Here is a 25,697-nt window from a genome sequence, read left to right as displayed (position 1 = left end):
ACATCAAAAATGAATCGCATTGGATTGTGGATTTCTACCCTGCTGGTGGCCTTTGTGGTCTTCAGTTCGACGGTGTTTGTGGTGGATCAACGCCAGTTTGGCGTGGTCTATGCTTTGGGCCAAATCAAAGAAGTGATCACCGAGCCCGGTTTGCACTTCAAGCTGCCGCCCCCGCTGCAAAACGTCAATTACATCGACAAACGGCTGCTCACCTTGGACAGCCCCGACAACGAGCCCATGCTCACGGCTGAAAAGCAGCGTGTCGTGATCGACTGGTACGTGCGTTGGCGCATTGCCGACCCACAGGCCTACATCCGCAACGTGGGCTTGGACGAAAAGTCCGGTACCAACCAACTCAACCGTGTGGTTCGCAATGCCTTCCAAGAGGAGATCAACAAGCGGACTGTCAAGGAGTTGTTGTCCCTTAAGCGTGAAGAATTGATGGACGATGTGAAGGCCGCTGTGTTGCTGGTTGTCAAAGGTGCCAAGCCTTGGGGCGTTGATGTCGTCGATGTGCGCATCACCCGTGCTGACTATGTGGACACCATCACCGAATCGGTTTACCGCCGAATGGAGGCCGAGCGCAAGCGCGTGGCCAACGAGTTGCGCTCGACCGGTGGTGCCGAAGGGGAAAAAATTCGCGCGGATGCCGACCGCCAGCGTGAAGTGACCATCGCCAACGCTTACCGTGAAGCCCAAAAAATCAAAGGGCAGGGCGATGCCCAGGCAGCACGTTTGTATGCGGAGTCTTTTGGCCGTGACCCTCAATTTGCCCAGTTTTACCGCAGCCTTGAAGCTTACAAGTCCAGTTTCAACAGCAAGGGTGACGTGATGGTGCTCGACCCAGGCAGCTCTGAGTTCTTCAAAGGCATGCGTGGCGCTGCAAGCACCACCCCCGCTCGAAAGTAAGCTTTGCTGGACACCCTCCTGATGGCATTGGGCCTGATGCTCATCGTGGAGGGTTTGATGCCCATGCTCTCGCCCCTTCGTTGGCGCAGCCTGTTCGAACAACTGCTCCAGCTCGAAGATGGCCAGATTCGGTTTTTCGGTATGGCCATGGTCATCACGGGATTGCTTTTGTTCTGGCTGGTTTCATAAACCGATTCCAGAAACCGGCCTGCAACCCGGTAAAATCTCGTTTTTAACAGTCCCCCCCCCTCATCCCATGTCTGCTTGGGTCCTCCCGGATCACATTGCCGATGTCTTGCCCTCCGAGGCTCGTCACATCGAAGAACTCCGTCGCGAACTGCTGGACACTGCCCGTGGCTTTGGCTACGAGTTGGTCATGCCGCCGTTGCTGGAGCATTTGGAATCCCTGCTCACCGGCACGGGTGAAGCCTTGGATTTGCAGACCTTTAAACTGGTTGACCAACTTTCAGGCCGCACTTTGGGTTTGCGTGCCGACACCACACCCCAAGTGGCCCGCATTGATGCCCACTTGCTCGGTCGTGCTGGTCTGACCCGCTTGTGCTACTGCGGTCCGGTCCTGCACACACGTCCGGCCCGACCTCACGCCACCCGCGAACCTCTGCAATTGGGGGCGGAAATCTACGGCCACGCCGGTCCTGAGGCCGATTTGGAAATCTTGCAATTGGCACTGGACTGTCTTCGCGCTGCTCGCGTGGGTGATTTGCAGGTGGACCTGGCCGACGCGCGCATTGTCAACAGTTTGCTGCAGGCCGAACCCATCTCTGACGTTCTGCGCCATGACATCCACGCCGCACTGGCCATCAAGGACGCCAGTGCCATCGCCCGCTTGACTGCTGACTTTGCCAAGGTGAACCGCGACGGTTTGATGGCCTTGGTCAATTTGTACGGTGATGTCAGCGTGTTGGATCAAGCGGCGAAATGTTTGCCCGCAACGCCCGTCATCTCCGAAGCTTTGGGCCAATTGCGTGCTTTGGCTGAACAAATTCCGGGCGCGGCCATCAGTTTTGATTTGGGTGATTCGCGTGGCTACGCTTATTACAGCGGCATGCGCTTTGCCATTTATGCCCAAGGCGCATCTGACGCTTTAGCACGGGGTGGCCGCTACGACGGCGTGGGTGCTGTGTTTGGTCACCGCATCGACCGCGATCGGCCCGCTGTGGGTTTCAGCCTTGACCTGAAAGAATTGGTATCGACGGTCAAGCCATTGTCTTTGCGCGCGGCCATCCGTGCGCCATGGGGCAATGCTGTGAGTCTGCGCGAGGCGATCGCCTCCTTACGCAGCCGAGGCGAGACTGTGGTGTGTGTCCTGCCCGGACACGAAAGTGAAATCGACGAATTCCATTGCGACCGCGAGTTGATCGAAGCGGCAGGGCAGTGGGTGGTACAGGCTCTTTGAGAAAGAACATTTCAAGCATGAACAAGTTGCAAGGCCGTAATGTGGTCGTGGTCGGCACCCAATGGGGCGACGAGGGCAAAGGCAAACTGGTTGACTGGTTGACCGAAAGCGCCCAAGGCGTGGTGCGTTTCCAGGGCGGTCACAACGCTGGCCACACCTTGGTGATCAACGGTGTGAAAACCGCGTTGCACCTGATCCCCAGCGGGATCATGCGCGCAGGCGTGAAGTGCTACATCGGCAACGGTGTGGTCTTGTCGGTGCCCAAATTGCTCGAAGAAATTGCCGGTCTTGAAAAAGCCGGTGTCGAGGTGCGTTCACGCCTGCGCGTGAGCGAGGCTTGCCCGTTGATCTTGCCTTACCACGTCGCCTTGGATGTGGGCCGTGAAGCCGCCAAGGAAAAAGCCGGTACCGCCAAAATTGGCACCACCGGCCGCGGCATTGGCCCCGCCTACGAAGACAAAGTGGCGCGTCGCGCCCTGCGCGTGCAAGACCTCAAATACCCCGAGCGTTTTGCCACCAAGCTGCGCGAAAACCTGGCTTTGCACAACGAGATTTTGGTCAACATTTTGGGCGCTGCGCCTGTGGACTTTGACACCACCTACAACGAAGCCATTGCTTACGCCAAGGACTTGCTGCCCATGGTGGCCGATGTGTCGCGAGAATTGAATGACGCTCACAAAGCTGGAGCCAATTTGCTGTTTGAAGGCGCACAAGGCACCTTGCTCGACGTGGACCACGGCACCTACCCGTTCGTGACGTCCAGCAATTGTGTGGCGGGCAATGCTGCGGCGGGCGCAGGCGTGGGCCCGGGCATGTTGCACTACATCCTGGGCATCACCAAGGCTTATTGCACCCGCGTCGGTGGCGGCCCTTTCCCCACAGAACTCGACTGGGAAACTCCCGGCACACCCGGTTACCACATGTCCACTGTGGGCGCTGAAAAAGGCGTGACCACTGGCCGTTCGCGCCGTTGCGGCTGGTTCGATGCCGCTTTGCTCAAACGCAGTGCCCAGGTCAATGGCTTGAGCGGCTTGTGCATCACCAAGCTCGATGTGCTGGATGGCCTCAAAGAGTTGCTGCTGTGCACCGGCTACGAGCTGGACGGCGAAACCATCGACATCCTGCCCATGGGCGCAGACGAAATCGCCCGCTGCAAGCCGATTTATGAAGTCATTCCCGGCTGGACAGAAACCACGGTCGGCGTGACAGAAATGGACAAACTGCCTGCGACGGCTCGCCGGTACCTCGAGCGCATCGCCGAAGTCACGGGCGTACCTGTGCACGTGGTGTCCACCAGCCCAGACCGCGACCACACCATTTTGTTGCACAACCCCTTTGGCGCCTGAGCGCAGGTTGTACAAGTTCACATTGACCTCATCCACCCCTGACTTTTCTGGAGTTATCCCATGTTGACCGAAGACGGCAAGCACCTGTACGTGAGTTACGACGAGTACCACAACCTCATCGAAAAACTCGCCATCAAAATTCACCAGTCCGGCTGGGAGTTCGACAACATCCTGTGCCTGGCCCGTGGCGGCATGCGCCCTGGCGACATCTTGTCGCGCATTTTTGACAAGCCACTGGCCATCATGTCCACCAGTTCTTACCGCGCTGAAGCTGGGACGGTCCAGGGTCACCTCGACATCGCCCGCTACATCACCACCCCTAAGGGCGAGATCGCAGGCAAAGTGCTGTTGGTCGACGACTTGGCGGATACCGGCCACACTTTGCGTGCAGTGGTTGATCAACTCAAGAACAACTACCAGCCTGTGACGGAGTTGCGCACCGCTGTGATCTGGACCAAGGGCGTGTCGACCTTCAAACCCGACTACTCTGTGGACGATTTGCCCACCAACCCATGGATTCACCAACCCTTCGAGCCGTATGACAACATGCGCCCTGAAAAACTGTTGGAAAAGTGGAGTGTCTGAACCGAATCCTTCAGATATTGAAACCATTTTTTGAGTAATCAACAGCCTCCCTTGTGGAGGCTGTTTGCATTAGGATGTGAAGATGCAAGACGAAAAACCACCCTCAGCGCCACAGCACATTTCCACGGGTCTGATCCACCACCCTTACAGACCACCTGCCGATTTTCAGGCGCCACAACCGGGCGTGTTCAAGGCTTCTACGGTCTATTTCCCCACCGTCGCCGACATGCGCCAGCGTGAGTGGAAAGACAAATCAGCCTACACCTACGGCTTGCACGGTACGCCGACGACGTACATGCTGGAAGAGCGGTTGTGCGCGCTAGAGGGCGGTCTGCAATGCGTCCTGGTGCCCAGTGGCTTAGCGGCGCTGGCCTTGGTGGCATTGGCGGTGTTGAAGACAGGCGACGAAGTCTTGATTCCGGACAACGCCTATGGCCCCAACAAAGCTTTGGCCGATGGCGAGTTGCGTCACTTCGGCATCACGCACCGCTTTTACGACCCGATGGACCCAGAGGATCTGTCCCGCCAGGTCACGGAGCACACCCGACTGGTGTGGCTGGAGGCCCCCGGTTCGGTCAGCATGGAGTTTCCAGATTTGCCCGAAATGGTGAGACGCTGCCGCGAACGCGGTGTCATGTGCGCTCTGGACAACACTTGGGGTGCAGGATTGGCTTTCCAAGCCTTTGATTTGTTGGGCGATGGTGTAGAAGGGGATGGCAGTTTGGCGGTAGACATCAGCGCCCATGCACTTACCAAATACCCCAGCGGCGGCGGTGACGTGTTGATGGGCAGCGTCATCACACGCGATGCGGCATTGCACCTGAAAATCAAACTCTGTCACATGCGCTTGGGGCTCGGTGTGGCGGCGAATGACGCTGAATCCGTGTTGCGATCCTTGCCCAGTATCGCGCTCCGATACAAAGCGCACGACCAGACAGCCCGCACTTTGGCTGCCTGGTGGCAAGCCCAGCCCCAATGCGCCCAACTGATGCACCCGGCTTTTCAAGGCGCCCCCGGTCACGCCCATTGGCAAGCCCTGTGTGATCGTGAACCGGGCACAGGTTTGGCAGCAGGTTTGTTCAGCGTCATGATCGATGCGCGTTTCAGCCAAGCTCAGGTGGATGCGTTTTGCGATGGCCTGAAACTGTTCAAGATCGGTTACAGCTGGGGTGGACCCGTCAGCCTTGTGGTCCCGTATGACATTGCCTCGATGCGTCAGACTTGGCCTGGCCATTTGAAACCTGGCACATTGGTGCGTTTTTCCACCGGCCTGGAGTCAGCGCAGGACTTGATCTTTGACTTGCATCAATCCATGCAGGCCCATTTGCAATGGCCCTGACCAAGACTGTCCCTAGCGGTCATTTTTTGTGACCTAGGACACACAGCGTTGGTGGTTTCCATACTGTTCAAAGTCTGTCGGTGGCGCTACTGTCAACGCTTGTGTGTTTCAGATGGATTGCTGCATGACTGCCGAAGCCAAGTCTCTTGAGTCTGCCCGGGAGTCAGACTTGCCCACGATGGCGACCCCCTATGTGCCTCCACCCCCTGTGGGGCCGCGCTCGCAAATGCGCAGCGTGGGTTTAAGAGATCCTTTTCGCTGGCTTGCACGGGGCCTGGGGGATATGCGCCATCACCCGGGCATTGCGCTGTTTTATGGCCTGTGCTTTTGTGGCATGGCGCAGGTGCTGGCCTTGGTGTTCAAGCACAAGCCCGAGTACACCTTGTCCTTGGTATCGGGTTGTCTCTTGGTCGGGCCTTTCTTGGCCATGGGCTTGTACGAGGTCAGCCGCAAACGTGAATGTGGCGAGCAGCCTGAGATGTCCACTTCGCTCATGTGCTGGGACCAACACATTCGCAGCATGGCCATGTTGGTGTTGGTGTTGATGGTGTTGGAGTTGCTGTGGGGCAGGGCATCTTTGGTGGTTTTTGCGGTGTTTTTCAACACCGGCATGCCCTCCACCACGGGGGTGATCGAGGCTGTTTTCAACCCCCAAAACATCGAATTTCTGATGGTTTACCTGGCTGTGGGTGGTGTATTTGCGGGGCTTGTCTATGGCCTGTCGGTGGTGTCCATTCCCATGATTTTGGATCGCGACACCGATGCCATCTCGGCGGTGATCACCAGCATGCGTGTGGTTTTTTCGCACCCGGGTGTGATGCTGCTGTGGGGCCTGCTGCTGAGCGTGTTGGTGCTCGCGGCCTTGTGGCCATGGGCGCTGGGCATCATCGTGGTGGGGCCTTGGTTGGGGCATGCCAGCTGGCATGCGTATCGGGGCTGTGTCGAGTGGGAAGAAAACCCTGAAGAAGCTGTTACATTGGGCAGCTCAAATTAAAGGAGCCATCTTGGCCACACCCAACTACGGATTCGAAAAACGCCAGAAAGAATTGGCCAAGAAACGCAAAAAAGAAGACAAGCTCAAAGCCAAGTCCGACCGCAAATCGGGCCTGTTGGCGGAAGACGGCTCTGAAATCGAGAGTGAAGAGGGCGATGTTGTTACTGCAGCGCCGGGTGCGGCCGAGTCACCCACGCCTGCGAGCTGACACCTTCGCTGCCGCCTCCTGCCTTTTAGGAGCGACCCCCGGGTCGCGAAAACCGCTCACGGACCAGTTGTATGTCTATCGCCCCGAGGGTGGGGCTCCTACAAAATTTCTGTCCTTATACGGTTTGCACCAACTCTCTCGCCAATACCAGCATGTCGGCCATGCTGTGGCTTGCAGGGCTGACGAGCGGCGCTTGGGCGTAATGGACAAAGTTGTTGCCCGTGGAAGTCTCATAACCTGGATCGTAATGAGCTGACAGCAACTCGGTCACGACTTCGCGCATTTCACCGCGCACGATGCGTTCTTGCCAGCCTTGCACCACCGCCTTGCCGCGCAAGGCGGTCAGGCGCTCCAGTCGATCGGCAAACAATGCGCGGTCTTCTGTGAAAAATGCATAGTCTTCCAGCAGCAAATTCACCCTGTTTTCCAGCGATAAGTCCACGCGCAGACATGGGCTGTCCCGCATGGCCACCATCAACTCGGCGGGCACAGTCAAGTTGCCCACCTTCTTGCTTTCAGCCTCCACAAAAACCGGTTGTTTGGCGCTGAAACCTCGCAATGCATCCCAGACTTGGGTGTCAAAAGCTTTTTGCGTGGGCTGCGGTGTGCCGGGAATCAGACCCAACACCGAACTGCGATGGCAGGCAATGGCTTCCAGGTCCAGCACCTGTGCCCCCTCCTGGGCCAAAGCCTGAAGCAGACGTGTTTTGCCAGAACCTGTGGGACCACACAGCACCTTGAATTGCAAGCGTTGCGCCTGCAATGGAGTGTCTGCCATCACTGCTTTGCGAAAGGCCTTGTAGCCGCCTTCGATCAGGTGCACCTTGAAGCCGATTTGACCCAGGATGAGCGCCAGCGAGTTGCTGCGCTTGCCCCCGCGCCAGCAATACACCAGCGGCTGCCAGTTGCGTGGCTTGTCCATCACATGGGTTTCGATGTGGCGGGCGATGTTTTTGGCCACCAGCGCTGCACCTACTTTCTGTGCCTCGAAGGGGTTGACCTGCTTGTACAGCGTGCCGACCCGGATGCGCTCATCGTTGTTGAGCGACGGCCAGCTCAGGGCGCCGGGCAGGTGGTCTTCGGCATGTTCGCCTTCAGAGCGGGCATCGAGAATGGCGTCAAACTGGTTCAGTTGGGCCATGGCCTGTTCGGCCGAGATCAGGTGAACGCTCATTTCAGTTGTTTCTTCAAAGAGGGCCAGACGTTGGCCAGTAGACGCGGTTGGGCCGCTTCATTGGGGTGGATGCGATCGGCTTGGAACCATTTGAGCGGCTCGGGGTCATCACCCACGCCTTTCAAAAAGAAAGGCACCAGCGCCGCCTTTTGGCTTTTGGCCACTTGGGCATACGCCGCTTCAAACTGGCGGGCCATTTCGGGGCCGTAGTTGGGTGGCATTTGCATGCCCAGCAGCAGCAATTGCGCCCCGGCGGCTTGGGCTTGTTGGGTCATGGCCAGCAAATTGGCTTGTGTCATGGCCATGGGCAAGCCGCGCAGCGCATCGTTGCCACCCAGCTCAATGACCACATGGCTGGGCTGATGACGTTTGAGCAAAGCGGGCAGACGAGAGCGGCCGCCCGAGGTGGTGTCCCCGCTGATGCTGGCGTTGATCACTTCCACGCCAGGTTTTTCTTTGTCCAATTGTTTTTGCAACAAGGCCACCCAACCCGTGCCCCGGGCCAGGCCGTACTCGGCGCTCAAGGAGTCGCCCAGCACCAAAATGCGTTGTGCTGAAGAGGCTTGAGCTGACGCGGCAAAGCCCCAGCCAGCCAGGGCCAGCAGGGTCCAGTTAAAGTGTCGACGTCTTAACAAAGGTTTGTGCATGCCTGAATCCATCATTGCCGTGCGTGGCGTCTCAAAAAGTGTGCAAGATGCCAGTGGGCAACTGGACATTTTGCGCGATATCGATTTCTCATTGAACGCCGGGGAAACAGCCGCCATTGTCGGTGCTTCTGGTTCGGGCAAAAGTACTTTGCTGGCGATTTTGGCGGGCCTGGACACGCCCAGCAGCGGACAGGTGGTACTGGCCGGGCAGTCGCTGTTCGATTTGTCTGAAGACGAGCGTGCCGCCCTGCGGGCCCAACATGTGGGCTTTGTGTTCCAGAGCTTTCAGCTCATGCCCAACCTCACAGCACTTGAGAACGTGATGCTGCCCCTGGAGCTGGCCGATCGGCCTGATGCCCGCAACCAGGCTACGGCCATGCTGCAGCGCGTGGGCCTGGGCGAGCGCCTGAAACACCTGCCCAAAGTCTTGTCGGGCGGTGAGCAGCAGCGCGTGGCCTTGGCGCGCGCTTTTGTGGTCCAACCCGATCTGTTGCTGGCCGATGAGCCTACTGGCAGCTTGGACCATGCAACAGGGGAGGCCATCATGGACCTGATGTTTGCGCTCAACCGTGAGCAGGGCACCACTTTGGTCTTGGTCACGCACGACCGCCAGTTGGCCGCCAAGTGCGAGCGCAGATTGGTGATTCAAGCAGGGCGGCTGACGGAGGCTTCCGGCGCTTCGGTCTAACAACGATAATCCAAGGATGTCATCCCATAAAGTGCTGTTCGGCTTTCATGCCGTGGGCGTTCGCCTCAAGATCGCCCCCCAATCCGTTGTTGAAATCCACTACGAGGTCACCCGCCGCGACGCCCGCATGCGGCAATTCATCGACAAGGCCCGCGATTCGGGCATGCGCATGGTCGAATCCGACGGAGAGCGCTTGGCCAAACTGGCTGGCGGACATGGCCACCAAGGCGTGGTCGCACTGGTCACGCCCATCCCTCAAAACCATTCGCTCGACGACCTCCTCGACACCGTCGAAGGCCCGCCTTTGCTGTTGGTGTTGGACGGCGTGACCGACCCGCACAACTTGGGTGCTTGCCTGCGTGTGGCCGATGGTGCGGGCGCACACGCCGTGATCGCCCCCAAGGACCATGCGGCCGGCATCAACGCCACGGTGGCCAAAGTGGCCAGCGGCGCGGCCGAAACCATGCCTTACTTCATGGTCACCAACCTGGCGCGAACACTTGGCGAGCTCAAAGAGCGCAGCATCTGGGTGATTGGCACCAGCGGCGACGCGCCACGCAGCATCTACCAAGCCGACCTCAAAGTGCCCACCGCCTTGGTGCTGGGTGCCGAGGGCGATGGCATGCGCCAATTGACGCGCAAGAACTGCGACGAACTGGTCAGCATCCCTATGCGCGGCGCGGTCGAAAGCCTGAACGTGTCTGTCGCCAGCGGTGTGTGTTTGTATGAAGCTTTGCGCCAACGCAGTTAAACCCAAGGAGCACTCATGAAACCCCTGTTCAAACACACTGCAAAGGTTGCAGCTTTGCTGGGCTTGATGTTTCTTGGTGCATGCACCCAAGAACAACAAAACAAGATCAGCCGCGACATCCAGAACTGGACCGGCACCAACGGCGTGATGGAGGTCTATGCCGGAGATAAAGTGGTGCGGCGCTTTTTGAAAGTGGACAAAATCAGCACCGCCTTGGGCACAGACGATGGCAAACCCCGTGCTTACCGTTATGGCTACGGAGTCCTGGATGAGAACCTGAACATGCAAGCAGACCCGGGCGAGAAAAAGGTCTACTTTGAGGTCAGCGATTTCTCGAACACGGTGTTTTTTGAGAATCCAAACTGAACCACCAGGCTCGACCTAGACCCAGCCCAAGGCCCCGACGACGGCCCCTGCGCCAAACAACCAAAGCAGTTGGATTTTGGTGCGCCAGACCAGGCCCATGGCAACCAATGTCAGCAACCACAATGGCCAGTCCCGTTCAGGCTGATTGTGGCTGGCTGTGAGTAACCAGCCGGTAGAGACCAGCAGCGCAATGACCACCGGAGCCATGCCCAACTTGAAGGCTTTCACGCCAATGTAGTCCCGATGTTTGTGGGCCCAGCGCGTCGCGGTGTAAGTCAATAAGGACGAGGGAAGCATGATGCCCAAGAGGCTCAAGAACATGCCCATCGCTGACAAAGCGACACTGAGCCAGCCACCGCCCAACCCTGCCGCGGCGTTCAAACCCACATTCCAACCCATCAATCCCACAAAAAGCACATTGGGGCCGGGTGCCGACTGGGCCAAGGCAATGGAAGAACTGAATTGTTGTTCGGTCAGCCACTGGTTTTCATCAACCAAAAACCGGTGCATGTCGGGTGCAGTGATGATGGCCCCGCCGACCGCCAACAAGGAAAGTGACATGAAATGGTTGAACAGCGCCAACCAGTCGCCGAAGTCCAATTGAAGTGTCAAACTCATGGGGCAGTCCTTTTCAGGGCTTCTTGCCGCGACAGCTGGACATAAGCCCATGCACAAGTCAGACTGCCGATGCCCAACAGCACCCAAAGCAAGGGCCAGCGAAACAGACTGACCGCTATGAAGGTGCTGAGCATGACGGCTGTGCAAATGGTCAAACCCATGGGGTTGAGTTTCAAAGCGGAGATCAATTTGATGCCCGTGGCCGCAATCATGCCGGCGGCCACGGCGCCCATCCCTCGCAAAGCCCCTTGAGCCCAAGCCAGATCCGACACGCTGCCAAATGCCAGCGCCAGCAGCAACAAAACGGCGGTCGGGGCAGCCAACATGCCCGCCATAGCGGCCAGTGCGCCGGGCAAACCAAAGTAGCGTCCGCCAACCATCAAACAGAGATTGATCACATTGGGGCCCGGCAAAATCTGGGCTACGGCCCAATCTTCAACAAATTGGGTTTGCGTCATCCAACGCTTGCGCTCGACCAACTCTCGTTGTGCTACGGCCAACACACCACCAAAGCCCTGCAAAGCCAAAATGGTGAAAGAGACAAACAGGTCGGTTTTGGACGTTGGCTGGTTAAGTGGGGTGATCTCAGACATTTTGCGCATTATCGGTGCCCAGCCAAGCCAACTTGCCTTGCCCGCTGTCGCCCAGGCGCCGCACCAAGGCAGCTGCTTGTGTTTCAGGCAGAGCAAAACGCAGCGTCACCACACTGCCGTGGTCCACCGAAAGCCACTGCGCATCGGTCAGCTCAACCTCACGCCTGACCATGCCTTCCAACGAATACGGCACGCTACAAGCCAGCTCAGCTTGCTTGATCAAAGGGATTTTCTCGGCCGTTAGCAGCGCCTGCGCCACCGCGTCGGTGTAGGCTCGCATCAGCCCCCCTGCACCGAGCTTGACGCCGCCAAAGTAGCGAACCACCGAGGCCATCACGCCCTCCAAGTCCTGATGCCGCAGCACTTCCAGCATGGGGCGACCCGCGGTGCCACCGGGCTCGCCATCGTCGTTGGCGGCTGACTGCCCGCCGGCCAGAAGCGCCCAGCAGACATGGGCCGCATCTGGGTGTTCTGCTTTGAGTTGCGCCACGCGAGTCAGGGCCGCATCCCGACCTGGCACCGATTCAACACAGGCGATGAAACGGCTTTTTTTGATGACCAGTTCGTGGTGGGCAGGGCGGGCAAGGGCAAAAGGCATGCCTCCATTGTCGGGCAGAGCCGCAGCGTGCAATACCCGCTGGTTGTTTAAGCCCACCCCCAAACCCCTACACTAGCGGGTTATCCCGAGTGCCCAGCCCATGAACGCCTTTGTCGACGTCTCTTTTTTCCCGCGTGACGCCAAACCTCTGACCAGTTACCGCAAGTTCTGGGCACAGCGTTTTGGCACGGCCCCGTTTTTGCCGATGAGTCGCGAAGAAATGACCCAACTGGGCTGGGACAGCTGCGACATCATTTTGGTCACAGGCGATGCCTATGTGGACCACCCCAGCTTTGGCATGGCTGTCATCGGCCGCATGTTGGAAAACCAGGGTTTTCGGGTCGGCATCATCGCCCAACCCGACTGGACCAGCGCCGACCCCTTCAAGGCCCTGGGCAAACCCAACCTGTTTTGGGGCGTGACCAGCGGCAACATGGATTCCATGATCAACCGCTACACGGCGGACCGCAAAATCCGCACCGACGACGCCTACACCCCCGGCGACGTGGGCGGCAAGCGGCCCGACCGGGCGGCCATCGTCTACAGCCAGCGCTGCCGCGAAGCCTTCCCCGAAGTGCCCATCGTGCTCGGTGGCATCGAAGGCAGCCTGCGCCGCATCGCGCATTACGACTACTGGTCTGACAAAGTGCGCCGCTCTGTGGTGGTGGACAGCAAGTGCGACCTGCTTCTGTATGGCAACGCCGAGCGGGCGATTGTCGAGATCGCCCACCGCCTGGCCGCCCGCGAGCCGGTGCAGCAGATCACCGACGTGCGCGGCACCGCTTTTGTGCGCCGCGAGACGCCAGAGGGCTGGTTCGAGATCGACTCCACCAGCGTGGACACACCCGGGCATGTGGAGGCCCACATCAACCCGTATTTGATGATTTCGGACCAAGCGCGGGAGCAGGGCGCGACCTGTGCGCGAGAGGAAGAGGCCAAGGAAGTGGCCGAAGGCCACAACGCCAAAAATGTCGAAGCCGATTTGAGCGCTGCCGTGGCCCAGGCTCGCACCGCGCAAGCCGCTATTGAGCACATCATTCAGCCGCTCACCTTTGTGCCCAACCCGGCCCTGCGTGGCAAAGGCACCCACAAAGTCCCGCCCCGCGACAAAAGCGTGATCCGCCTGCCCAGTTACGAGCAGGTCAAGCAAGACGCCGTGCTCTATGCCCACGCCAACCGCGTGCTGCACCTGGAAACCAACCCCGGCAACGCCCGCTGCTTGGTGCAAGCGCACGGGGAGGGGGCCACCGCCCGCGACGTGTGGATCACACCGCCGCCCATCCCGCTGACCACTGCAGAGATGGACCATGTATTTGACCTGCCGTATGCCCGCAGCCCGCACCCACGCTATGCCGACGAAAACGGCAGCCACGACCATGCGACCAAAATCCCCGCGTGGGAAATGATCCGCTTCAGCGTGAACATCATGCGCGGCTGCTTTGGCGGCTGCACCTTTTGCTCCATCACCGAGCACGAAGGCCGCATCATCCAAAGCCGCTCCGAAGAATCGGTCATCCGTGAGGTGGAAGACATCCGCGACAAGGTCAAAGGCTTCACCGGCGTCATCTCTGACCTGGGCGGCCCCACGGCTAACATGTACCGCTTGGGCTGCAAGAGCCCCGAAATTGAATCGGCCTGCCGCAAACCGAGCTGCGTGTTCCCCGGCATCTGCCAGAACCTGACCACCGACCATGGCCCGTTGATCAACATGTACCGCCGGGCCCGCAACCTCAAGGGCATCAAGAAAATCTTGATCGGCTCTGGTCTGCGTTACGACCTGGCCGTGCAGTCGCCCGAGTATGTGAAAGAACTGGTCCAGCACCATGTAGGCGGGTATCTCAAGATTGCGCCCGAGCACACCGAGGGCGGCCCGCTGTCCAAGATGATGAAGCCGGGCATCGGCACCTACGACCGCTTCAAGTCGATGTTTGACAAGTACAGCGAAGAAGTGGGCAAAAAGCAGTTCCTCATCCCGTATTTCATCGCCGCCCACCCCGGCACCAGCGACGAAGACATGATGAACCTGGCCGTTTGGCTTAAAAAGAACGGCTTCAGGGCCGACCAGGTGCAAACCTTCTACCCCAGCCCCATGGCCACAGCCACGGCCATGTACCACTCCACCCGCAACCCGCTGCGCAAAATCACCCGCGACAGCGAAAAAGTGGACGTGGTCAAAGGCGACAAACGCCGCCGCTTGCACAAAGCTTTTTTGCGGTACCACGACGCCACCAATTGGCCTTTGTTGCGTGAAGCCTTGAAAGCCATGGGCCGCTCAGACCTGATTGGCAACGGCAAACACCACCTGATCCCGAGCTGGCAACCGCTGGCCGAAGAAGGCTACCAAAGCGCCCGCCGCAAAAACAGCACGGGTGCAGGTGCCAAATCGTCGGTCTCACTCTCGACAACACCCAAGCGCTCAGGTCAGCCTAAAAAGGGTCAGCTGCTCACGCAGCACACCGGACTGCCACCAAGAAAAAGAACTTGAAGGGGTTAAGCGTGTTATCTATTGCGTCAGAAACCCAGCATGTGAAGTGCGACCAGCGCTAAAAATCCAGCAAACGCGAGTTGAAGCTTGCGTTTGTCCATGCGTTGAGAAAGGCGTGCACCCCAATTCGCAAAGACGATGCTGACAGCGCTGATGCCCAAGAATGCGGGCCAATGCACATACCCCCAAGTTTGAGGTGTTTGTGGGCCTGTCAGTGCCAAACCCACTGCACCAATGAAAGAAATTGGAATGGCAACAGCCGAGCTGATGACCACGGCTTGGCGCATATCGACGCCGCGCAGAACCAAATACGGGACGGTCATGGCGCCGCCACTGACCCCCAGTAATGTCGATATGTGGCCGATCAATGTTCCTGCAGCAACCATCTCCATTCGATTGGGGGGCGCTCGATTGGCGGAATTTTTTTGGTGTAACAAGAGGCTGACGCAAGTTGTCAAAGCAAAAAGGCCAAAGCCGAGTTTGAGCCATTGGGTCGGTAACCAATTGGCCAGTAAAACAGCTGACAGCGAACCTGCGCTGACAGAGGCGGCCAACCAAGGCATTGCTTGGGATTGCAGACGTTGAGCCCGCCAGTGTGTCCACGAGCTGGTGCATGACGTGATGACAATGCAGGCCAAAGACGTGGCGACTGCAAAGTGCATGACTTCTGGTCCCAGCGTCGTATCAGATCGCCATAAAAAATAGAGCGTTGGGACAATCACCAATCCGCCACCCACGCCAAACAAACCTGCCGTGAATCCTCCAGCCGCGCCCACAAGCAAAAAAAGCAGCCAAACGGAGATCATGCGGTCAAGGGCTTGAATTGGCCAAATTGGCTGCGCCAAAAATTCAACGCTTGAGTTTCATCTTGCCAACCAAAATCTATGACACGGCCAATGACGATGTGGTGATCGCCAGCATCGACCAATTGATGCAATTGGCAATCAAACCAAGCCAAAGCTTCGGTCAGACGTTGGCGCTGACTGTGCTGCCTTTGTACAGGCACCCCTGCAAAGCGGGCGTTCATATCGCCTGTCGCAAACTGTTTTGCCACAGCCTCTTGTTTTTGGGAAAGAACACTGACAGTAAAGCCGCCTGATTGTGTGAAGGCCTCAAGACTGCTGGCTGCCTTGCGGATGCTCCAGAGCACCAGTTTGGGGTCAAGTGAGACCGATGCAAAAGAGTTGCAGGTCATGCCCCAGTCGCAGCCTTGCCAGTTTGCCGTCACAACGGTCACGCCAGTAGCGAAACAGGACAAGGCTTTGCGGTATTCGGCTGGGTCTAGTGTGGCGTTGACGCTTGGTGTTATTCCGGCCGACGGCACTTGGGGCATCTGATGCATGTTTTTTGGACGATCAAGGCACTTCGTGGCCGTTGGCTAATTCATAGAGCTCGTACCAAGTTTGGCGGTCCATGGGCACGCGGGCGGCGTCGCCAAAGCGGGCGATGCGATCGAGCTGGTTGCTGCCCATGACCGGCACAACCCCCACTGGGTGGTGCATTAGCCAGGCCATGGCCACGGCGGTGGTGTCGGTGCCTGCAGCGCGGGCCAAGGCCTCCAGTTTGGGGGCCAGTCGGGCGGCGGCGGTGCCGGGGGTGCCCGTTTGCGCATGCAAACGACCGCCACCGAGCGGTGACCAAGCCATCAAGGGCATGCGGTGCTGCTGTGCATGGGCCAATTGCCCATTGATGAAGGGCGCGGTGTTCAGCAAACTCAGCTCCAGCTGGTTGGTTTGAAGTTTGTGCTTCATGCAAGACTGCAGCAAGTTAACATCCCAAGGCATGAAGTTGGACACACCCACACCGCGCAGCTTACCGCTGTCGATCAAGCCGTCCAGGCAGGCACCCAGGGCTTGGGCGTCCATCAGCGGATCGGGCCGATGGATGAGCAGCAGGTCGATCACGTCCACGCCAATGCGTGAGAGCGAGCGCTCCACGCTGGCCGTGACGTGGGCAGTGCTGGTGTCGTAGTGCTTGACCCGGGTGCTGGGCCACAGCGACGACAGCAGCATGATGTCGGTCTTGGTGACGATTTCGATTTGGCTCTTCAGGCTGGGGCGGGCCTTGATGGCCTCGCCAAACAGGGCTTCGCAGCGGTAGTCGCCATAAATGTCGGCATGGTCAAAGGTGGTGATGCCTTGGGCCAGACAGGCGTCAATGCGGGCCAGGTTGGCGCTGACCGAATGGTCTTGTGCCTCGGATAAACGCCACACCCCGTAGGCCATGCGACTGAGGCTACGCCCATTGGGCAGGGTGATGCGACGTATTTTTGAATTCATTTGCGGACTCCTGTGCCCAAAGGGGTGGGCGGTGTTTGGGCCGGAACACGGCCATATTCTTGGGCGAGGGACACGGTTTTGAGTTGCGGCAAAACTTTGGTGCCGAAGATCTCGCATTCCTGCAGATGGGGGTAGCCGGAAAAAATGAAGGCCCGAATGCCCATCTTCTGGTAGGCCTCGATTTCGCTGAGCACCTGGTCCACGCTGCCCACCAAGGCGGCACCGCATCCGCTCCGGGCACGGCCTACGCCGGTCCACAGGTGGGGCTCGATGTAGCCTTCGTCGTCAGCGCGCTCACGGTTGGCGCTTTGCAGCGACACACCCAGACTGCCAGCATCCAATGCGCGTTGGCGGATTTCCCGGCCTTTTTCGTCGTCAAGTTGCGAGACCAGTTCGGCCGCGTACTCCCGCGCTTCGGCTTCGGTGTCACGTACGATCATGTGCACGCGCAGGCCGTAATCGAGCAAGCGGCCGTGCTTTTCGGCTTGGGCATGCACATCGCGCATGCGCTGGGCCAGCATGTCCTTGGGCTCGGGCCACATCAAATAGGTGTCGCAATGGGCACCGCACAGGGCCAGGGCGTCGGGGCTGTAACCCCCGAAATACAGCAAGGGGCCACCGTTGGTCTGGTAGGGCCGAACAGGGTCGGTGGACAGGCCTTTGAGTTTGTAGATCTCGCCGTCGTAGTTGATTTCGTCCTGGGTCCAGGCTTGCTTGAGGATTTCGACCACTTCCCATGAACGGCGGTAGCGGTAAGCGCTGTCTTCTTGCTGGCCCGGAAAGTCGGAAGAGATGACGTTGAGTGTCAAGCGGCCTTCCAAAATGTGATCGAGCGTGGCCACCGTGCGTGCCAGCATGGCGGGGTGGGTTTCGCCGCAGCGGATGGCTGCCAGCAAATTCATGTTTTTCGTTTTGTGCGCAACAGCCGCCGCGAAGGTCAGCGTGTCTTGCCCAACTTGGTAGGACGAGGGGCACAAGATGTTGCGGTAACCCAGTTCGTCAGCTCGCTCCACAATGCGGCTTGTGTTGGCCCAATTACTGCGCAAGTCGCTGTCGGGGATGCCCAAATGTCGAAAGTCATCTGAGCATAAAGGGGCAAACCAAGCCACCTCGGCGCCTTGAATGTCTTCACCTTTGACGGGAACAATGCTCATGAATGGCTCCTTCACTAAGATGAATGAATAATAAATGAATTTGTGCGTCGTCTTGCACGGGTTTCCCCGGTATCTCCCCTTTATTTGTCATACTCATCAACATGCATGCACCACTTCCTGCCAAGCCCTTGCCTGTTTATCTTCAGATTGCTGAATTGCTGGCCCGTCAAATCAAGGCGGGATACTGGCACAGCGGCGAGCGCTTGCCCACCGAAGCCGAATTGGCGCAGACTTTGTCAGTGGCTGTTGGGACTTTGCGCAAGTCTTTGGGTTTGCTGGAAGAGCAGGGGGTTTTGGAGCGTATTCAAGGCTCAGGCACTTACGTTCGGCAAACGCAAAATTCGCAGCAAATTTATGAGCTTTTTAGACTGGAGTTGATGGAGGGGCCAGGATTGCCAACGGCGCATATATTGGATCTGTCACTGCAGCACGACCCCAATGAACTTCAGGGCAAGGCACAGATTGGCGAAGATTGTTGGCGGGTTCGTCGCATGCGTTTTCTGAACCAAAGACCTGCAGCTTTGGAGGAAATTTGGTTTTCAGCCACTCACTGCCCCAATTTGGAAATCCAAGATTTGGGGGACTCCATGTACTTGTTTTATCAGCAGCGCTTGGGCGTCTGGATTTCCCGGGTGGAGGACCATATCAGTGCCGCCATAGCCCCTTCTTGGTCTGTGCCGCCAATAGGGTTGTTGCCGGATCAATCTGCAGGCTACATCGAGCGTTTGTCTTGGACATCCAACAATGAGATAGCCGAGTTTTCAAAAACCTGGTTTGATCCAGCGGTGTGTCGATACACGTCACGAATGAGCCAATAACGGCCTTCAAGCTGCTTGCAGTGCCGCCAACAACTCTGTTTCGATCTCAATCTGCGCCTTGTTTTGCTGCAACTTGGCGCCGCTGACGAGAAAACTGTCTTCCACGCGTTCACCCAAGGTGCTGATTTTGGCCAGGCGCAGGTGCAAACCGTGGTGGGCCAGCACGCTTGCGATGCTGTAGAGCAAGCCGATGCGGTCACTGGCCGAGATGCTGAGCAACCAGTTTTGGGCTTTGTCATCGGGTTCCAAACTGACCCGGGGGGTGATCGGGAAACTTTTCACACGGCGTGACACCCGACCGCGGGTGGGCGGGGGCAGGGGGCCTTGTTTTTCAAGGGTTTGGGTCAGGCCGGACTCGACCATGCTGAGCAACTCTCGGTAGTGCTCAGGCAGCATGTGCGTGACGATCTGGAATGTGTCCAGTGCCCAGCCCGTGCGGGTGGTGTGGATTTTGGCGTCTTGGATGCTGAAGCCCGATTGGTCAAAGTGACCGCAAATGCGGGCAAACAAATCGGCTTGGTCGGGGGTGAACACCAGCACCTGCAGGCCTTCACCCACGGGCGAAATGCGCGCACGCACGATGGGTTTGGCAGGGCCTTCGGCAGGCTTGGCCACATGGCGGGACAACTGGCGAGCGTGCCAAGCGATGTCAGATGCATCGTGGCGCATGAAGTAGCCCACATCGAGCGTGTCCCACAGCGCTTTTTGGCCTTCGAAGGGTTCGCTGTGGCGTGCCAACTCAATCAGGGCGTCGCGCTTTCGGGCTTCGACCTCTGCGTTGGCGTCCGGGGCTCGGCCGCCCAGCACGCGCAAAGTGGATTTGTACAGGTCTTCCAGCAGCTTGCCCTTCCAGGCATTCCAGACTTTGGGGCTGGTGCCACGAATGTCGGCCACCGTGAGCAAATAGAGCGCGGTCAGGCGCCGCTCGTTGCCCACACGCTGGGCAAATCGGGCGATGACTTCCGGGTCGCTCAGGTCTTCCTTTTGGGCCACATGGCTCATGGTCAGGTGCTCACCCACCAAAAACTCGATGAGTTGGGCGTCTTCTTTGTCCAGTTTGTGCTGGCGTGCAAAGGTACGCACTTCGGCAATGCCCAGTTTGGAATGGTCGCCGCCTCGCCCTTTGGCGATGTCGTGAAACAAAGCAGCGGTGTACAAGATCCAGGGCTTGTCCCAGCCCCCTGCGACTTGCGAGCAAAACGGGTACTCGTGCGTGTGCTCGGGCATAAAAAACCGGCGCACATTGCGCAGCACCATCAGGATGTGCTGGTCCACTGTGTAGGCGTGAAACAGGTCGTGCTGCATCTGGCCCACGATGCGCCTGAACACCCACAAATAGCGACCCAACACCGAGGTCTCGTTCATCAGCCGCATGGCATGCGTGATGCCTTGGGGCTGCTGCAAGATGTGCAAAAACGTTTGACGGTTGACCGGGTCGGCGCGAAAGCGCCCGTTCATGATGGACCGCACGTTGTACAGCGCACGCAGTGTCCGAGCCGACAGGCCTTTCACGCCCGGCGTGGCCTGGTACAGCAAAAAAGTTTCCAAAATGGCGTGCGGGTGCTTTTGGTACAGGTCGTCGCTGGCCACTTCGATCAGGCCTGCTTTTTCAAAAAAACGCGCGTTCAACGGACGGAAGTCGCTGATGGACTCACCCCGGTCTGCTTGCAGCCGGTCTTGGATGTTGAGCAGCAGAATTTGATTGAGCTGGGACACCGCTTTGGCGGCCCAATAGTATTGGCGCATCAGCTTTTCACTGGCACGCAAGGCGAGTCGCCCATCGGGCGTCACATCGGACGCGTAGCCAAAGGACTCGGCCACAATGGTTTGCAAATCAAACACCAGACGGTCTTCTCGCCGTTTGGCGTGCAAATGCAAGCGTGCGCGGATCAGGCCCAGCAGCGCTTCGTTGCGTTTGATTTGGCGTGCTTCCAGTGGCGTGGCCAAGCCCTTGCGAGCGAGTTCATCCCAACTCTGGCCCAGACCAGCCGCACGGGCCACCCACAAAATCACTTGCAGGTCGCGCATCCCGCCTGGGGATTCCTTGCAGTTGGGCTCTAGCGCGTAGGGTGTGTCTTCGAACTTGGTGTGACGCTGCCGCAGTTCGAGCGTCTTGGCCACCAAGAATGCCTGCGGGTCCATGGCCGCTTGGTATTGCTTTTGGAATTCTGTGAACAAGCGCGTGTTGCCCGTCACCCGTCGTGATTCGAGGAGTGAGGTTTGCACCGTGATGTCTTTGGCCGATTCGGCCAAACACTCACTGAGCGTGCGCACGCTGGAGCCAATTTCGAGGCCAGTGTCCCAGCAACTGCCGATGAAGCGCTCGAGCTGGGACTGCAACTGGGGCGAAGCTTCGGGTGACTGGCCATCGGGCAAGAGCACCAAGACGTCGACATCTGAGTAAGGAAACAGTTCGGCCCGTCCGAACCCACCTACGGCCACCAAGCACACATCAGGTGAAAAACCAGCGTTGTCCCACAGTTCGATCAAGAGACCATCGGCCAAGATGGACAGTTGCCGCAGCGTTTGCTTGAGCCCACGGGCCACAGCACCGCTGTGCGCCAGACTGTTCAAAACAGTGGCTTTGTCGTGTTTGTAGGTCTCGCGCAGCTGGGCCAAGTCGGCCTGGTTCACCTGTTGGGCCAGTGCGTCCATCTCAAGCGGCGACTTTGTCGGTGATGAAAGCCGGAATGGCAGGGCTGCCCGCCGACAAGGTCAAGACCTCATAGCCGGTTTCTGTCACCACCACCGTGTGCTCCCATTGGGCCGACAGCGAATGGTCTTTGGTCACGATGGTCCAACCGTCTCCCATTTCTTTGATGTCACGCTTGCCTGCATTGATCATAGGCTCGATGGTGAAAATCATGCCGGGCACCAACTCGACCAGGGTGCCAGGCTTGCCGTAATGCAAGACCTGCGGCTCTTCGTGAAATCCCCGGCCAATGCCGTGGCCGCAAAACTCGCGCACCACCGAAAAGCCGTGTCCTTCAGCAAATTTTTGGATGGCGTGGCCAATGTCGCCCAAATGGGCACCGGGCTTGACTTGCTCAATGCCTTTCCACATGGCTTCGTAGGTTACGCTGGCCAGGCGTTTGGCCGCAATCGTGGCCTCGCCCACATGGAACATGCGGCTGGTGTCACCGTGCCAGCCGTCCTTGATGGTGGTGATGTCGATGTTGACCGAGTCGCCTTTTTTGAGCGGCTTGTCGTTGGGAATGCCGTGGCAGACCTGGTGGTTGATCGAGGTACAAATCGACTTGGGATAGGGCTTGTAGCCGCCAGGTGCGTAGTTCAGAGGGGCCGGAATGCAACCCTGCACATCGACCATGTAGTCGTGGCAAAGCTTGTCGATTTCGTTGGTGGTGATGCCCGGCTTGATGAAGGGCTCGATGTAATCGAGTACTTCGGAGGCCAGGCGGCAAGCCACGCGCATGCCTTCGATGTCTTGGGCGGTTTTGAGGGTGATCGTCATAGGTTCAGATTATCCCATTGCGGTCCTTGACCGCCTGTCACCCGTTTCATTCAACCCCTTGAGGGTCTGACGTTTGATCTTTGCTGCTGGGTATTGAGGGTTATCCCCATTCATGTGTATTTTGAATCTTTGTATTCTGTATACAGACATGAGCCCGCAACCCCTCCAACTCACCACAGCCCCCGATTTGGTCGAGCAGATCTATGCCCGATTGCTCGATGCCATCAGCGAGGGCAGCTTGGAGCCTGGAGAGCGATTGACGCAAGACGACTTGGCGCAGCGCTTTTCTGTATCTCGCCAACCCGTCTTGCAAGCCCTGCGCTTGCTCAAAAAAGACGGTTTTGTCGAAGACGCCCCCGGACGGGGCGTGCAAGTCACGCAACTTGATGTGAATTGGATTGCCCAGGTCTACCAAGTGCGTGGCAGCCTGGATGCACTGGCAGTGCGTTTGGCCGCCGAGCGGGGCGCAAAGATCGACCCAGAGGTCATGCGCCAAGGTCGAGGGGTCCACCAAACGCGTGATGTGCAGGCCATGATCCAGGCCGATTTGGCCTTTCACCGTGCGATATACCAAGCCTCTGGCAACCCTCTCATCGCCCAAAGCATTGAGCTGCATTGGCACCACCTCAAGCGCGTCATGGGCGCCGTGCTGCAGTCGTCTCACCAGCGCCAAACGGTGTGGGACGAACACGAAGCCATTGCCCAAGCCGTGGCCGCAGGAGACGCCGATGAGGCCGTGCGCCTGGTGCAAGAACACGCCCACGAGGCCAGCGTGCAACTCACTGCTCGCCTTTCCGAACAAATTCAACACCTCAAAACAGGAGCACAAGCATGAGACTGACCCCAGAACAACTCGAACAATTTGACCGCGAGGGTTATTTGTTTTTTCCGGGCCTGTTCACCCCCGAAGAAACCAAAAACCTGACCGATGCGGTGCCCGAGTTGTACAGTCGCCGCGAGGCCTACAACGTGCGCGAAAAAGGCAGCGACGCCGTGCGCACCAACTTTGCGGCCCACATGTACAGCGAGCCTTTTGCCAAGTTGGCCCGCCACCCCCGCATGATCGAGCCCGTGCAAGACCTGTTTGGCGAAGCGCTGTACATGCACCAGTTCAAGATCAACGGCAAGATGGCTTTTGAGGGCGATGTGTGGCAGTGGCACCAGGACTACGGCACCTGGCTCAACGACGACATGATGCCCACCGAGCGGGCCATGAACGTGGCTATTTTTTTGGATGACGTGAACCCCTTCAACGGCCCGCTGATGTTCATTCCGGGCAGCCACAAAAAGGGCGTGGTCGAGGCCAAACACGATTTGTCGACCACCAGTTATCCGCTGTGGACGGTGGACAACGACCTGATTGCCCAGTTGGTCGAGCGGGCGGGCGGCAAAGAAGGCGGCATCGTCAGCCCCACCGGGCCAGCCGGTTCCATGATCTTGTTCCACAGCTGCCTGGTTCACGCTTCGGCCAGCAACCTCTCGCCTTGGAACCGGGTGAGCGTGTACCTGAGCCTGTGCGCCGTGTCCAACCACATTCGCCGCCACAAGCGCCCCGAATACATCGCCCACCGCGACTTCACGCCCATCAGCTGCCTGCCCGACGACTGCTTGGTCAACAGCTACCCGGTGGACCTGCCCTGGAAGGGCGGCATGCCCGAAAGCGCCCTGAAAACCTCGCTCGATGTTTTGAAAGAAGCCGCATGAACCTGCACGCCAAACTCCTGCAACGCGCGGCAGAAAACCGCCCCATCCGCATCGGCCTGATCGGCGCGGGCAAATTCGGCTCCATGTACTTGGCGCAGATTCCCCGCACCCCCGGTGTGCACTTGGTGGGCATTGCCGACCTGTCACCCGACAACGCCCGCACCAACCTGGCCCGCGTGGGCTGGGAGGCCGAGCGCCTGACCGCCAGCAGCTTGGACGACGCGATCAAAAAAGGCACCACCCATGTGGGCGACGATTGGCAAAGCCTGGTGCGCCACCCGGCAGTGGACGTGATCGTGGAGTGCACCGGCTCGCCTCTTCACGCGGTCGACCACATTCTGGAAGCTTTTGCGCACCGCAAACATGTGGTCAACGTCACGGTAGAGGCCGACGCCTTTTGCGGGCCCTTGCTGGCCACCCGCGCCCAGACGGCGGGCGTGGTGTATTCACTGGCCTTTGGCGACCAGCCCGCGCTGATTTGCGATTTGGTCGATTGGGCCCGCACCTGCGGCTTTCCAGTCGTGGCCGCAGGCCGGGGCCACAAGTGGCTGCCTCACTTCAGCGAATCCACGCCCGAGACAGTGTGGGGCTATTACGGCCTCACCCCCGAGCAGGCCGAGCGCGGTGGGCTCAACCCCAAAATGTTCAACAGCTTTTTGGACGGCTCCAAGCCCTCGATTGAAAGCACGGCGGTGTCCAACGCCACTGGCCTCGGCGTGCCCAGCAACGGTTTGCTTTACCCACCCGCCAGCGTGGAAGACATTCCGTATGTCACCCGCCCGATCTCGGAAGGCGGTGTGTTGGAACGCAAAGGCATGGTCGAGGTGATCTCGAGCCTGGAGACCGATGGCCGCAAAATCCCCTATGACATCCGCATGGGCGTTTGGGTCACGGTCGAGGCCGAGACCGACTACATCAAGAACTGCTTTGAAGAGTACAACGCCCACACCGACCCTTCGGGCCGGTACTTCACGCTCTACAAACGCTGGCACCTGATTGGCCTCGAAGTGGGCGTGAGTGTGGCCAGCGTCGCCCTGCGCAACGAACCCACGGGTGTGGCCATCGGCTGGAACGCCGACGTGGTGGCCACCGCCAAGCGCGACTTGAAACCTGGCGACATGCTGGACGGCGAGGGCGGTTACACCGTCTGGGGCAAGCTGCTGCCAGCAGCCACCTCCAAACGCATGGGTGGCGTGCCGCTGGGCTTGGCGCATGGTGTGAAGGTCATTCGTCCGGTGGCCAAGGGCCAAAGCCTGACTTGGGACGATGTGGCCATCGACACCAGCACCCATGCCTACAAAATCCGGCGCGAGATGGAGGCGACTTCGGTGCTGGGTTGATTCGGCCATTGGCTGAATGCAAGGCCATTTTTGTAGGAGCAGCGCCCTCGCCGCGATGGGCTTTTAAGACCGCAGCCTATCGCCCCGGGGGCGGGGCTCCTACAAAGACACCATCGCCCCAGGTGGCTTTGCGCCACCTCCTGCTCTCGCTCTTTGTCATCGATAAAGGCAGCGCAGCGATCTGTCCCTCTCGCCTTCAAATCAGGGTTTCC

General features: G+C 58.7%; 27 protein-coding genes. 16 read left to right on the top strand and 11 right to left on the bottom strand.

Annotation, left to right across the window (positions count from 1 at the left end):
- Positions 1 to 9: 9 nt before the first annotated feature.
- The 8 genes from hflC to SWE17_RS01235 all read left to right on the top strand — a co-directional run bounded on the left by hflC (position 10) and on the right by SWE17_RS01235 (position 6,798).
- A complete protein-coding gene (gene hflC, locus SWE17_RS01270) occupies positions 10 to 909 on the top strand; it encodes a protease modulator HflC (protein ID WP_322991325.1) in 900 nt (299 codons plus the stop codon).
- Positions 910 to 912: 3 nt separating this feature from the next.
- Positions 913 to 1,098, top strand: a complete 186-nt coding sequence (locus SWE17_RS01265; RefSeq protein WP_322991324.1) for a DUF2065 domain-containing protein — start codon at positions 913 to 915, stop codon at positions 1,096 to 1,098.
- Between the two features lie 67 nt (positions 1,099 to 1,165).
- Complete coding sequence (locus tag SWE17_RS01260; RefSeq protein ID WP_322991323.1) at positions 1,166 to 2,326, top strand: ATP phosphoribosyltransferase regulatory subunit; 1,161 nt, start codon at positions 1,166 to 1,168, stop codon at positions 2,324 to 2,326.
- A 17-nt stretch (positions 2,327 to 2,343) separates the two neighbouring features.
- The gene (locus SWE17_RS01255; RefSeq protein WP_322991322.1) at positions 2,344 to 3,672 is read left to right on the top strand and encodes an adenylosuccinate synthase; all 1,329 of its coding nucleotides are present in this window, start codon (positions 2,344 to 2,346) and stop codon (positions 3,670 to 3,672) included.
- A 60-nt stretch (positions 3,673 to 3,732) separates the two neighbouring features.
- Positions 3,733 to 4,257, top strand: coding sequence for a phosphoribosyltransferase (locus tag SWE17_RS01250; RefSeq protein WP_100120260.1), 525 nt, complete (start codon positions 3,733 to 3,735; stop codon positions 4,255 to 4,257).
- An 82-nt stretch (positions 4,258 to 4,339) separates the two neighbouring features.
- Complete coding sequence (locus tag SWE17_RS01245) at positions 4,340 to 5,596, top strand: PLP-dependent transferase (protein WP_322991321.1); 1,257 nt, start codon at positions 4,340 to 4,342, stop codon at positions 5,594 to 5,596.
- Between the two features lie 124 nt (positions 5,597 to 5,720).
- Positions 5,721 to 6,590 carry a DUF2189 domain-containing protein gene (locus SWE17_RS01240; RefSeq protein WP_416234943.1) on the top strand — a complete coding sequence of 290 codons (870 nt, stop codon included), beginning with the start codon at positions 5,721 to 5,723 and terminating at the stop codon, positions 6,588 to 6,590.
- A 10-nt stretch (positions 6,591 to 6,600) separates the two neighbouring features.
- Positions 6,601 to 6,798 carry a hypothetical protein gene (locus SWE17_RS01235; RefSeq protein ID WP_322991320.1) on the top strand — a complete coding sequence of 66 codons (198 nt, stop codon included), beginning with the start codon at positions 6,601 to 6,603 and terminating at the stop codon, positions 6,796 to 6,798.
- Positions 6,799 to 6,913: 115 nt separating this feature from the next.
- On the opposite strand, the gene mnmH is transcribed toward SWE17_RS01235, so the two are convergent.
- Together mnmH and SWE17_RS01225 are read right to left on the bottom strand one after the other, a co-directional pair.
- Positions 6,914 to 7,972: a tRNA 2-selenouridine(34) synthase MnmH gene (gene mnmH, locus SWE17_RS01230; protein WP_322991319.1), complete on the bottom strand. Its 1,059-nt coding sequence runs from the start codon at positions 7,970 to 7,972 to the stop codon at positions 6,914 to 6,916.
- Complete coding sequence (locus tag SWE17_RS01225; RefSeq protein ID WP_322991318.1) at positions 7,969 to 8,619, bottom strand: arylesterase; 651 nt, start codon at positions 8,617 to 8,619, stop codon at positions 7,969 to 7,971. The genes mnmH and SWE17_RS01225 overlap by 4 nt, the downstream gene beginning before the upstream one ends.
- Between SWE17_RS01225 and SWE17_RS01220 the strand changes: the two genes are divergently transcribed.
- The 3 genes from SWE17_RS01220 to SWE17_RS01210 are packed head-to-tail and all read left to right on the top strand — an operon-like array spanning position 8,618 to position 10,424.
- Positions 8,618 to 9,307, top strand: coding sequence for an ABC transporter ATP-binding protein (locus SWE17_RS01220; protein ID WP_322991317.1), 690 nt, complete (start codon positions 8,618 to 8,620; stop codon positions 9,305 to 9,307). The two genes, SWE17_RS01225 and SWE17_RS01220, sit on opposite strands and share 2 nt — an antisense overlap.
- 16 nt (positions 9,308 to 9,323) lie before the next feature.
- Positions 9,324 to 10,058: a 23S rRNA (guanosine(2251)-2'-O)-methyltransferase RlmB gene (gene rlmB, locus SWE17_RS01215; RefSeq protein WP_322991316.1), complete on the top strand. Its 735-nt coding sequence runs from the start codon at positions 9,324 to 9,326 to the stop codon at positions 10,056 to 10,058.
- A 15-nt stretch (positions 10,059 to 10,073) separates the two neighbouring features.
- Positions 10,074 to 10,424: a hypothetical protein gene (locus SWE17_RS01210; RefSeq protein WP_416234942.1), complete on the top strand. Its 351-nt coding sequence runs from the start codon at positions 10,074 to 10,076 to the stop codon at positions 10,422 to 10,424.
- Between the two features lie 15 nt (positions 10,425 to 10,439).
- On the opposite strand, the gene SWE17_RS01205 is transcribed toward SWE17_RS01210, so the two are convergent.
- From SWE17_RS01205 to SWE17_RS01195, 3 genes are read right to left on the bottom strand one after another with little or no spacing between them, the layout of a single operon-like run.
- Positions 10,440 to 11,042 carry a chromate transporter gene (locus tag SWE17_RS01205; RefSeq protein WP_322991315.1) on the bottom strand — a complete coding sequence of 201 codons (603 nt, stop codon included), beginning with the start codon at positions 11,040 to 11,042 and terminating at the stop codon, positions 10,440 to 10,442.
- Positions 11,039 to 11,644, bottom strand: coding sequence for a chromate transporter (locus SWE17_RS01200; RefSeq protein WP_322991314.1), 606 nt, complete (start codon positions 11,642 to 11,644; stop codon positions 11,039 to 11,041). Before SWE17_RS01200 ends, SWE17_RS01205 begins: the two co-directional genes overlap by 4 nt.
- Positions 11,628 to 12,233: a YigZ family protein gene (locus tag SWE17_RS01195; RefSeq protein ID WP_322991313.1), complete on the bottom strand. Its 606-nt coding sequence runs from the start codon at positions 12,231 to 12,233 to the stop codon at positions 11,628 to 11,630. The genes SWE17_RS01200 and SWE17_RS01195 overlap by 17 nt, the downstream gene beginning before the upstream one ends.
- A gap of 100 nt (positions 12,234 to 12,333) precedes the next feature.
- Here SWE17_RS01195 and SWE17_RS01190 point away from each other — a divergent pair, with 100 nt between their 5' ends.
- A complete protein-coding gene (locus SWE17_RS01190; RefSeq protein WP_322991312.1) occupies positions 12,334 to 14,718 on the top strand; it encodes a YgiQ family radical SAM protein in 2,385 nt (794 codons plus the stop codon).
- Positions 14,719 to 14,744: 26 nt separating this feature from the next.
- Here SWE17_RS01190 and SWE17_RS01185 read toward each other — a convergent pair whose 3' ends face one another.
- Genes SWE17_RS01185 through SWE17_RS01170 form a run of 4 tightly spaced genes read right to left on the bottom strand, consistent with a single transcriptional unit; the run spans position 14,745 to position 18,151 of the window.
- A complete protein-coding gene (locus SWE17_RS01185) occupies positions 14,745 to 15,524 on the bottom strand; it encodes a sulfite exporter TauE/SafE family protein (RefSeq protein WP_322991311.1) in 780 nt (259 codons plus the stop codon).
- On the bottom strand, positions 15,521 to 16,060 hold the full coding sequence (locus tag SWE17_RS01180) for a flavin reductase family protein (RefSeq protein WP_322991310.1): 540 nt from the start codon (positions 16,058 to 16,060) through the stop codon (positions 15,521 to 15,523). The genes SWE17_RS01185 and SWE17_RS01180 overlap by 4 nt, the downstream gene beginning before the upstream one ends.
- Positions 16,061 to 16,073: 13 nt before the next feature.
- Positions 16,074 to 16,997 (bottom strand): aldo/keto reductase, encoded by a 924-nt coding sequence (locus SWE17_RS01175; protein ID WP_322991309.1) that lies wholly within the window; start codon positions 16,995 to 16,997, stop codon positions 16,074 to 16,076.
- Positions 16,994 to 18,151, bottom strand: coding sequence for an LLM class flavin-dependent oxidoreductase (locus SWE17_RS01170; protein WP_322991308.1), 1,158 nt, complete (start codon positions 18,149 to 18,151; stop codon positions 16,994 to 16,996). Before SWE17_RS01170 ends, SWE17_RS01175 begins: the two co-directional genes overlap by 4 nt.
- 101 nt (positions 18,152 to 18,252) lie before the next feature.
- Between SWE17_RS01170 and SWE17_RS01165 the strand changes: the two genes are divergently transcribed.
- A complete protein-coding gene (locus SWE17_RS01165; protein ID WP_322991307.1) occupies positions 18,253 to 18,969 on the top strand; it encodes a GntR family transcriptional regulator in 717 nt (238 codons plus the stop codon).
- Between the two features lie 6 nt (positions 18,970 to 18,975).
- Here SWE17_RS01165 and SWE17_RS01160 read toward each other — a convergent pair whose 3' ends face one another.
- The gene (locus tag SWE17_RS01160; protein ID WP_322991306.1) at positions 18,976 to 21,624 is read right to left on the bottom strand and encodes a [protein-PII] uridylyltransferase; all 2,649 of its coding nucleotides are present in this window, start codon (positions 21,622 to 21,624) and stop codon (positions 18,976 to 18,978) included.
- A 1-nt stretch (position 21,625) separates the two neighbouring features.
- Positions 21,626 to 22,441, bottom strand: a complete 816-nt coding sequence (gene map / locus SWE17_RS01155) for a type I methionyl aminopeptidase (RefSeq protein WP_322991305.1) — start codon at positions 22,439 to 22,441, stop codon at positions 21,626 to 21,628.
- 148 nt (positions 22,442 to 22,589) lie between these two features.
- Between map and SWE17_RS01150 the strand changes: the two genes are divergently transcribed.
- From SWE17_RS01150 to SWE17_RS01140, 3 genes are read left to right on the top strand one after another with little or no spacing between them, the layout of a single operon-like run.
- Positions 22,590 to 23,276, top strand: a complete 687-nt coding sequence (locus SWE17_RS01150) for a GntR family transcriptional regulator (RefSeq protein WP_322991304.1) — start codon at positions 22,590 to 22,592, stop codon at positions 23,274 to 23,276.
- A complete protein-coding gene (locus SWE17_RS01145; protein WP_322991303.1) occupies positions 23,273 to 24,145 on the top strand; it encodes a phytanoyl-CoA dioxygenase family protein in 873 nt (290 codons plus the stop codon). The genes SWE17_RS01150 and SWE17_RS01145 overlap by 4 nt, the downstream gene beginning before the upstream one ends.
- A complete protein-coding gene (locus SWE17_RS01140) occupies positions 24,142 to 25,485 on the top strand; it encodes an NAD(P)H-dependent oxidoreductase (protein ID WP_322991302.1) in 1,344 nt (447 codons plus the stop codon). The genes SWE17_RS01145 and SWE17_RS01140 overlap by 4 nt, the downstream gene beginning before the upstream one ends.
- Positions 25,486 to 25,697: the final 212 nt, after the last annotated feature.

This window comes from Limnohabitans sp. (assembly GCF_034680285.1).
Classification (GTDB): domain Bacteria; phylum Pseudomonadota; class Gammaproteobacteria; order Burkholderiales; family Burkholderiaceae_C; genus Limnohabitans_A.
The sequence above is the reverse complement of the archived record's forward strand: the minus strand, read 5'-3'. Positions and strand labels throughout refer to the sequence as shown.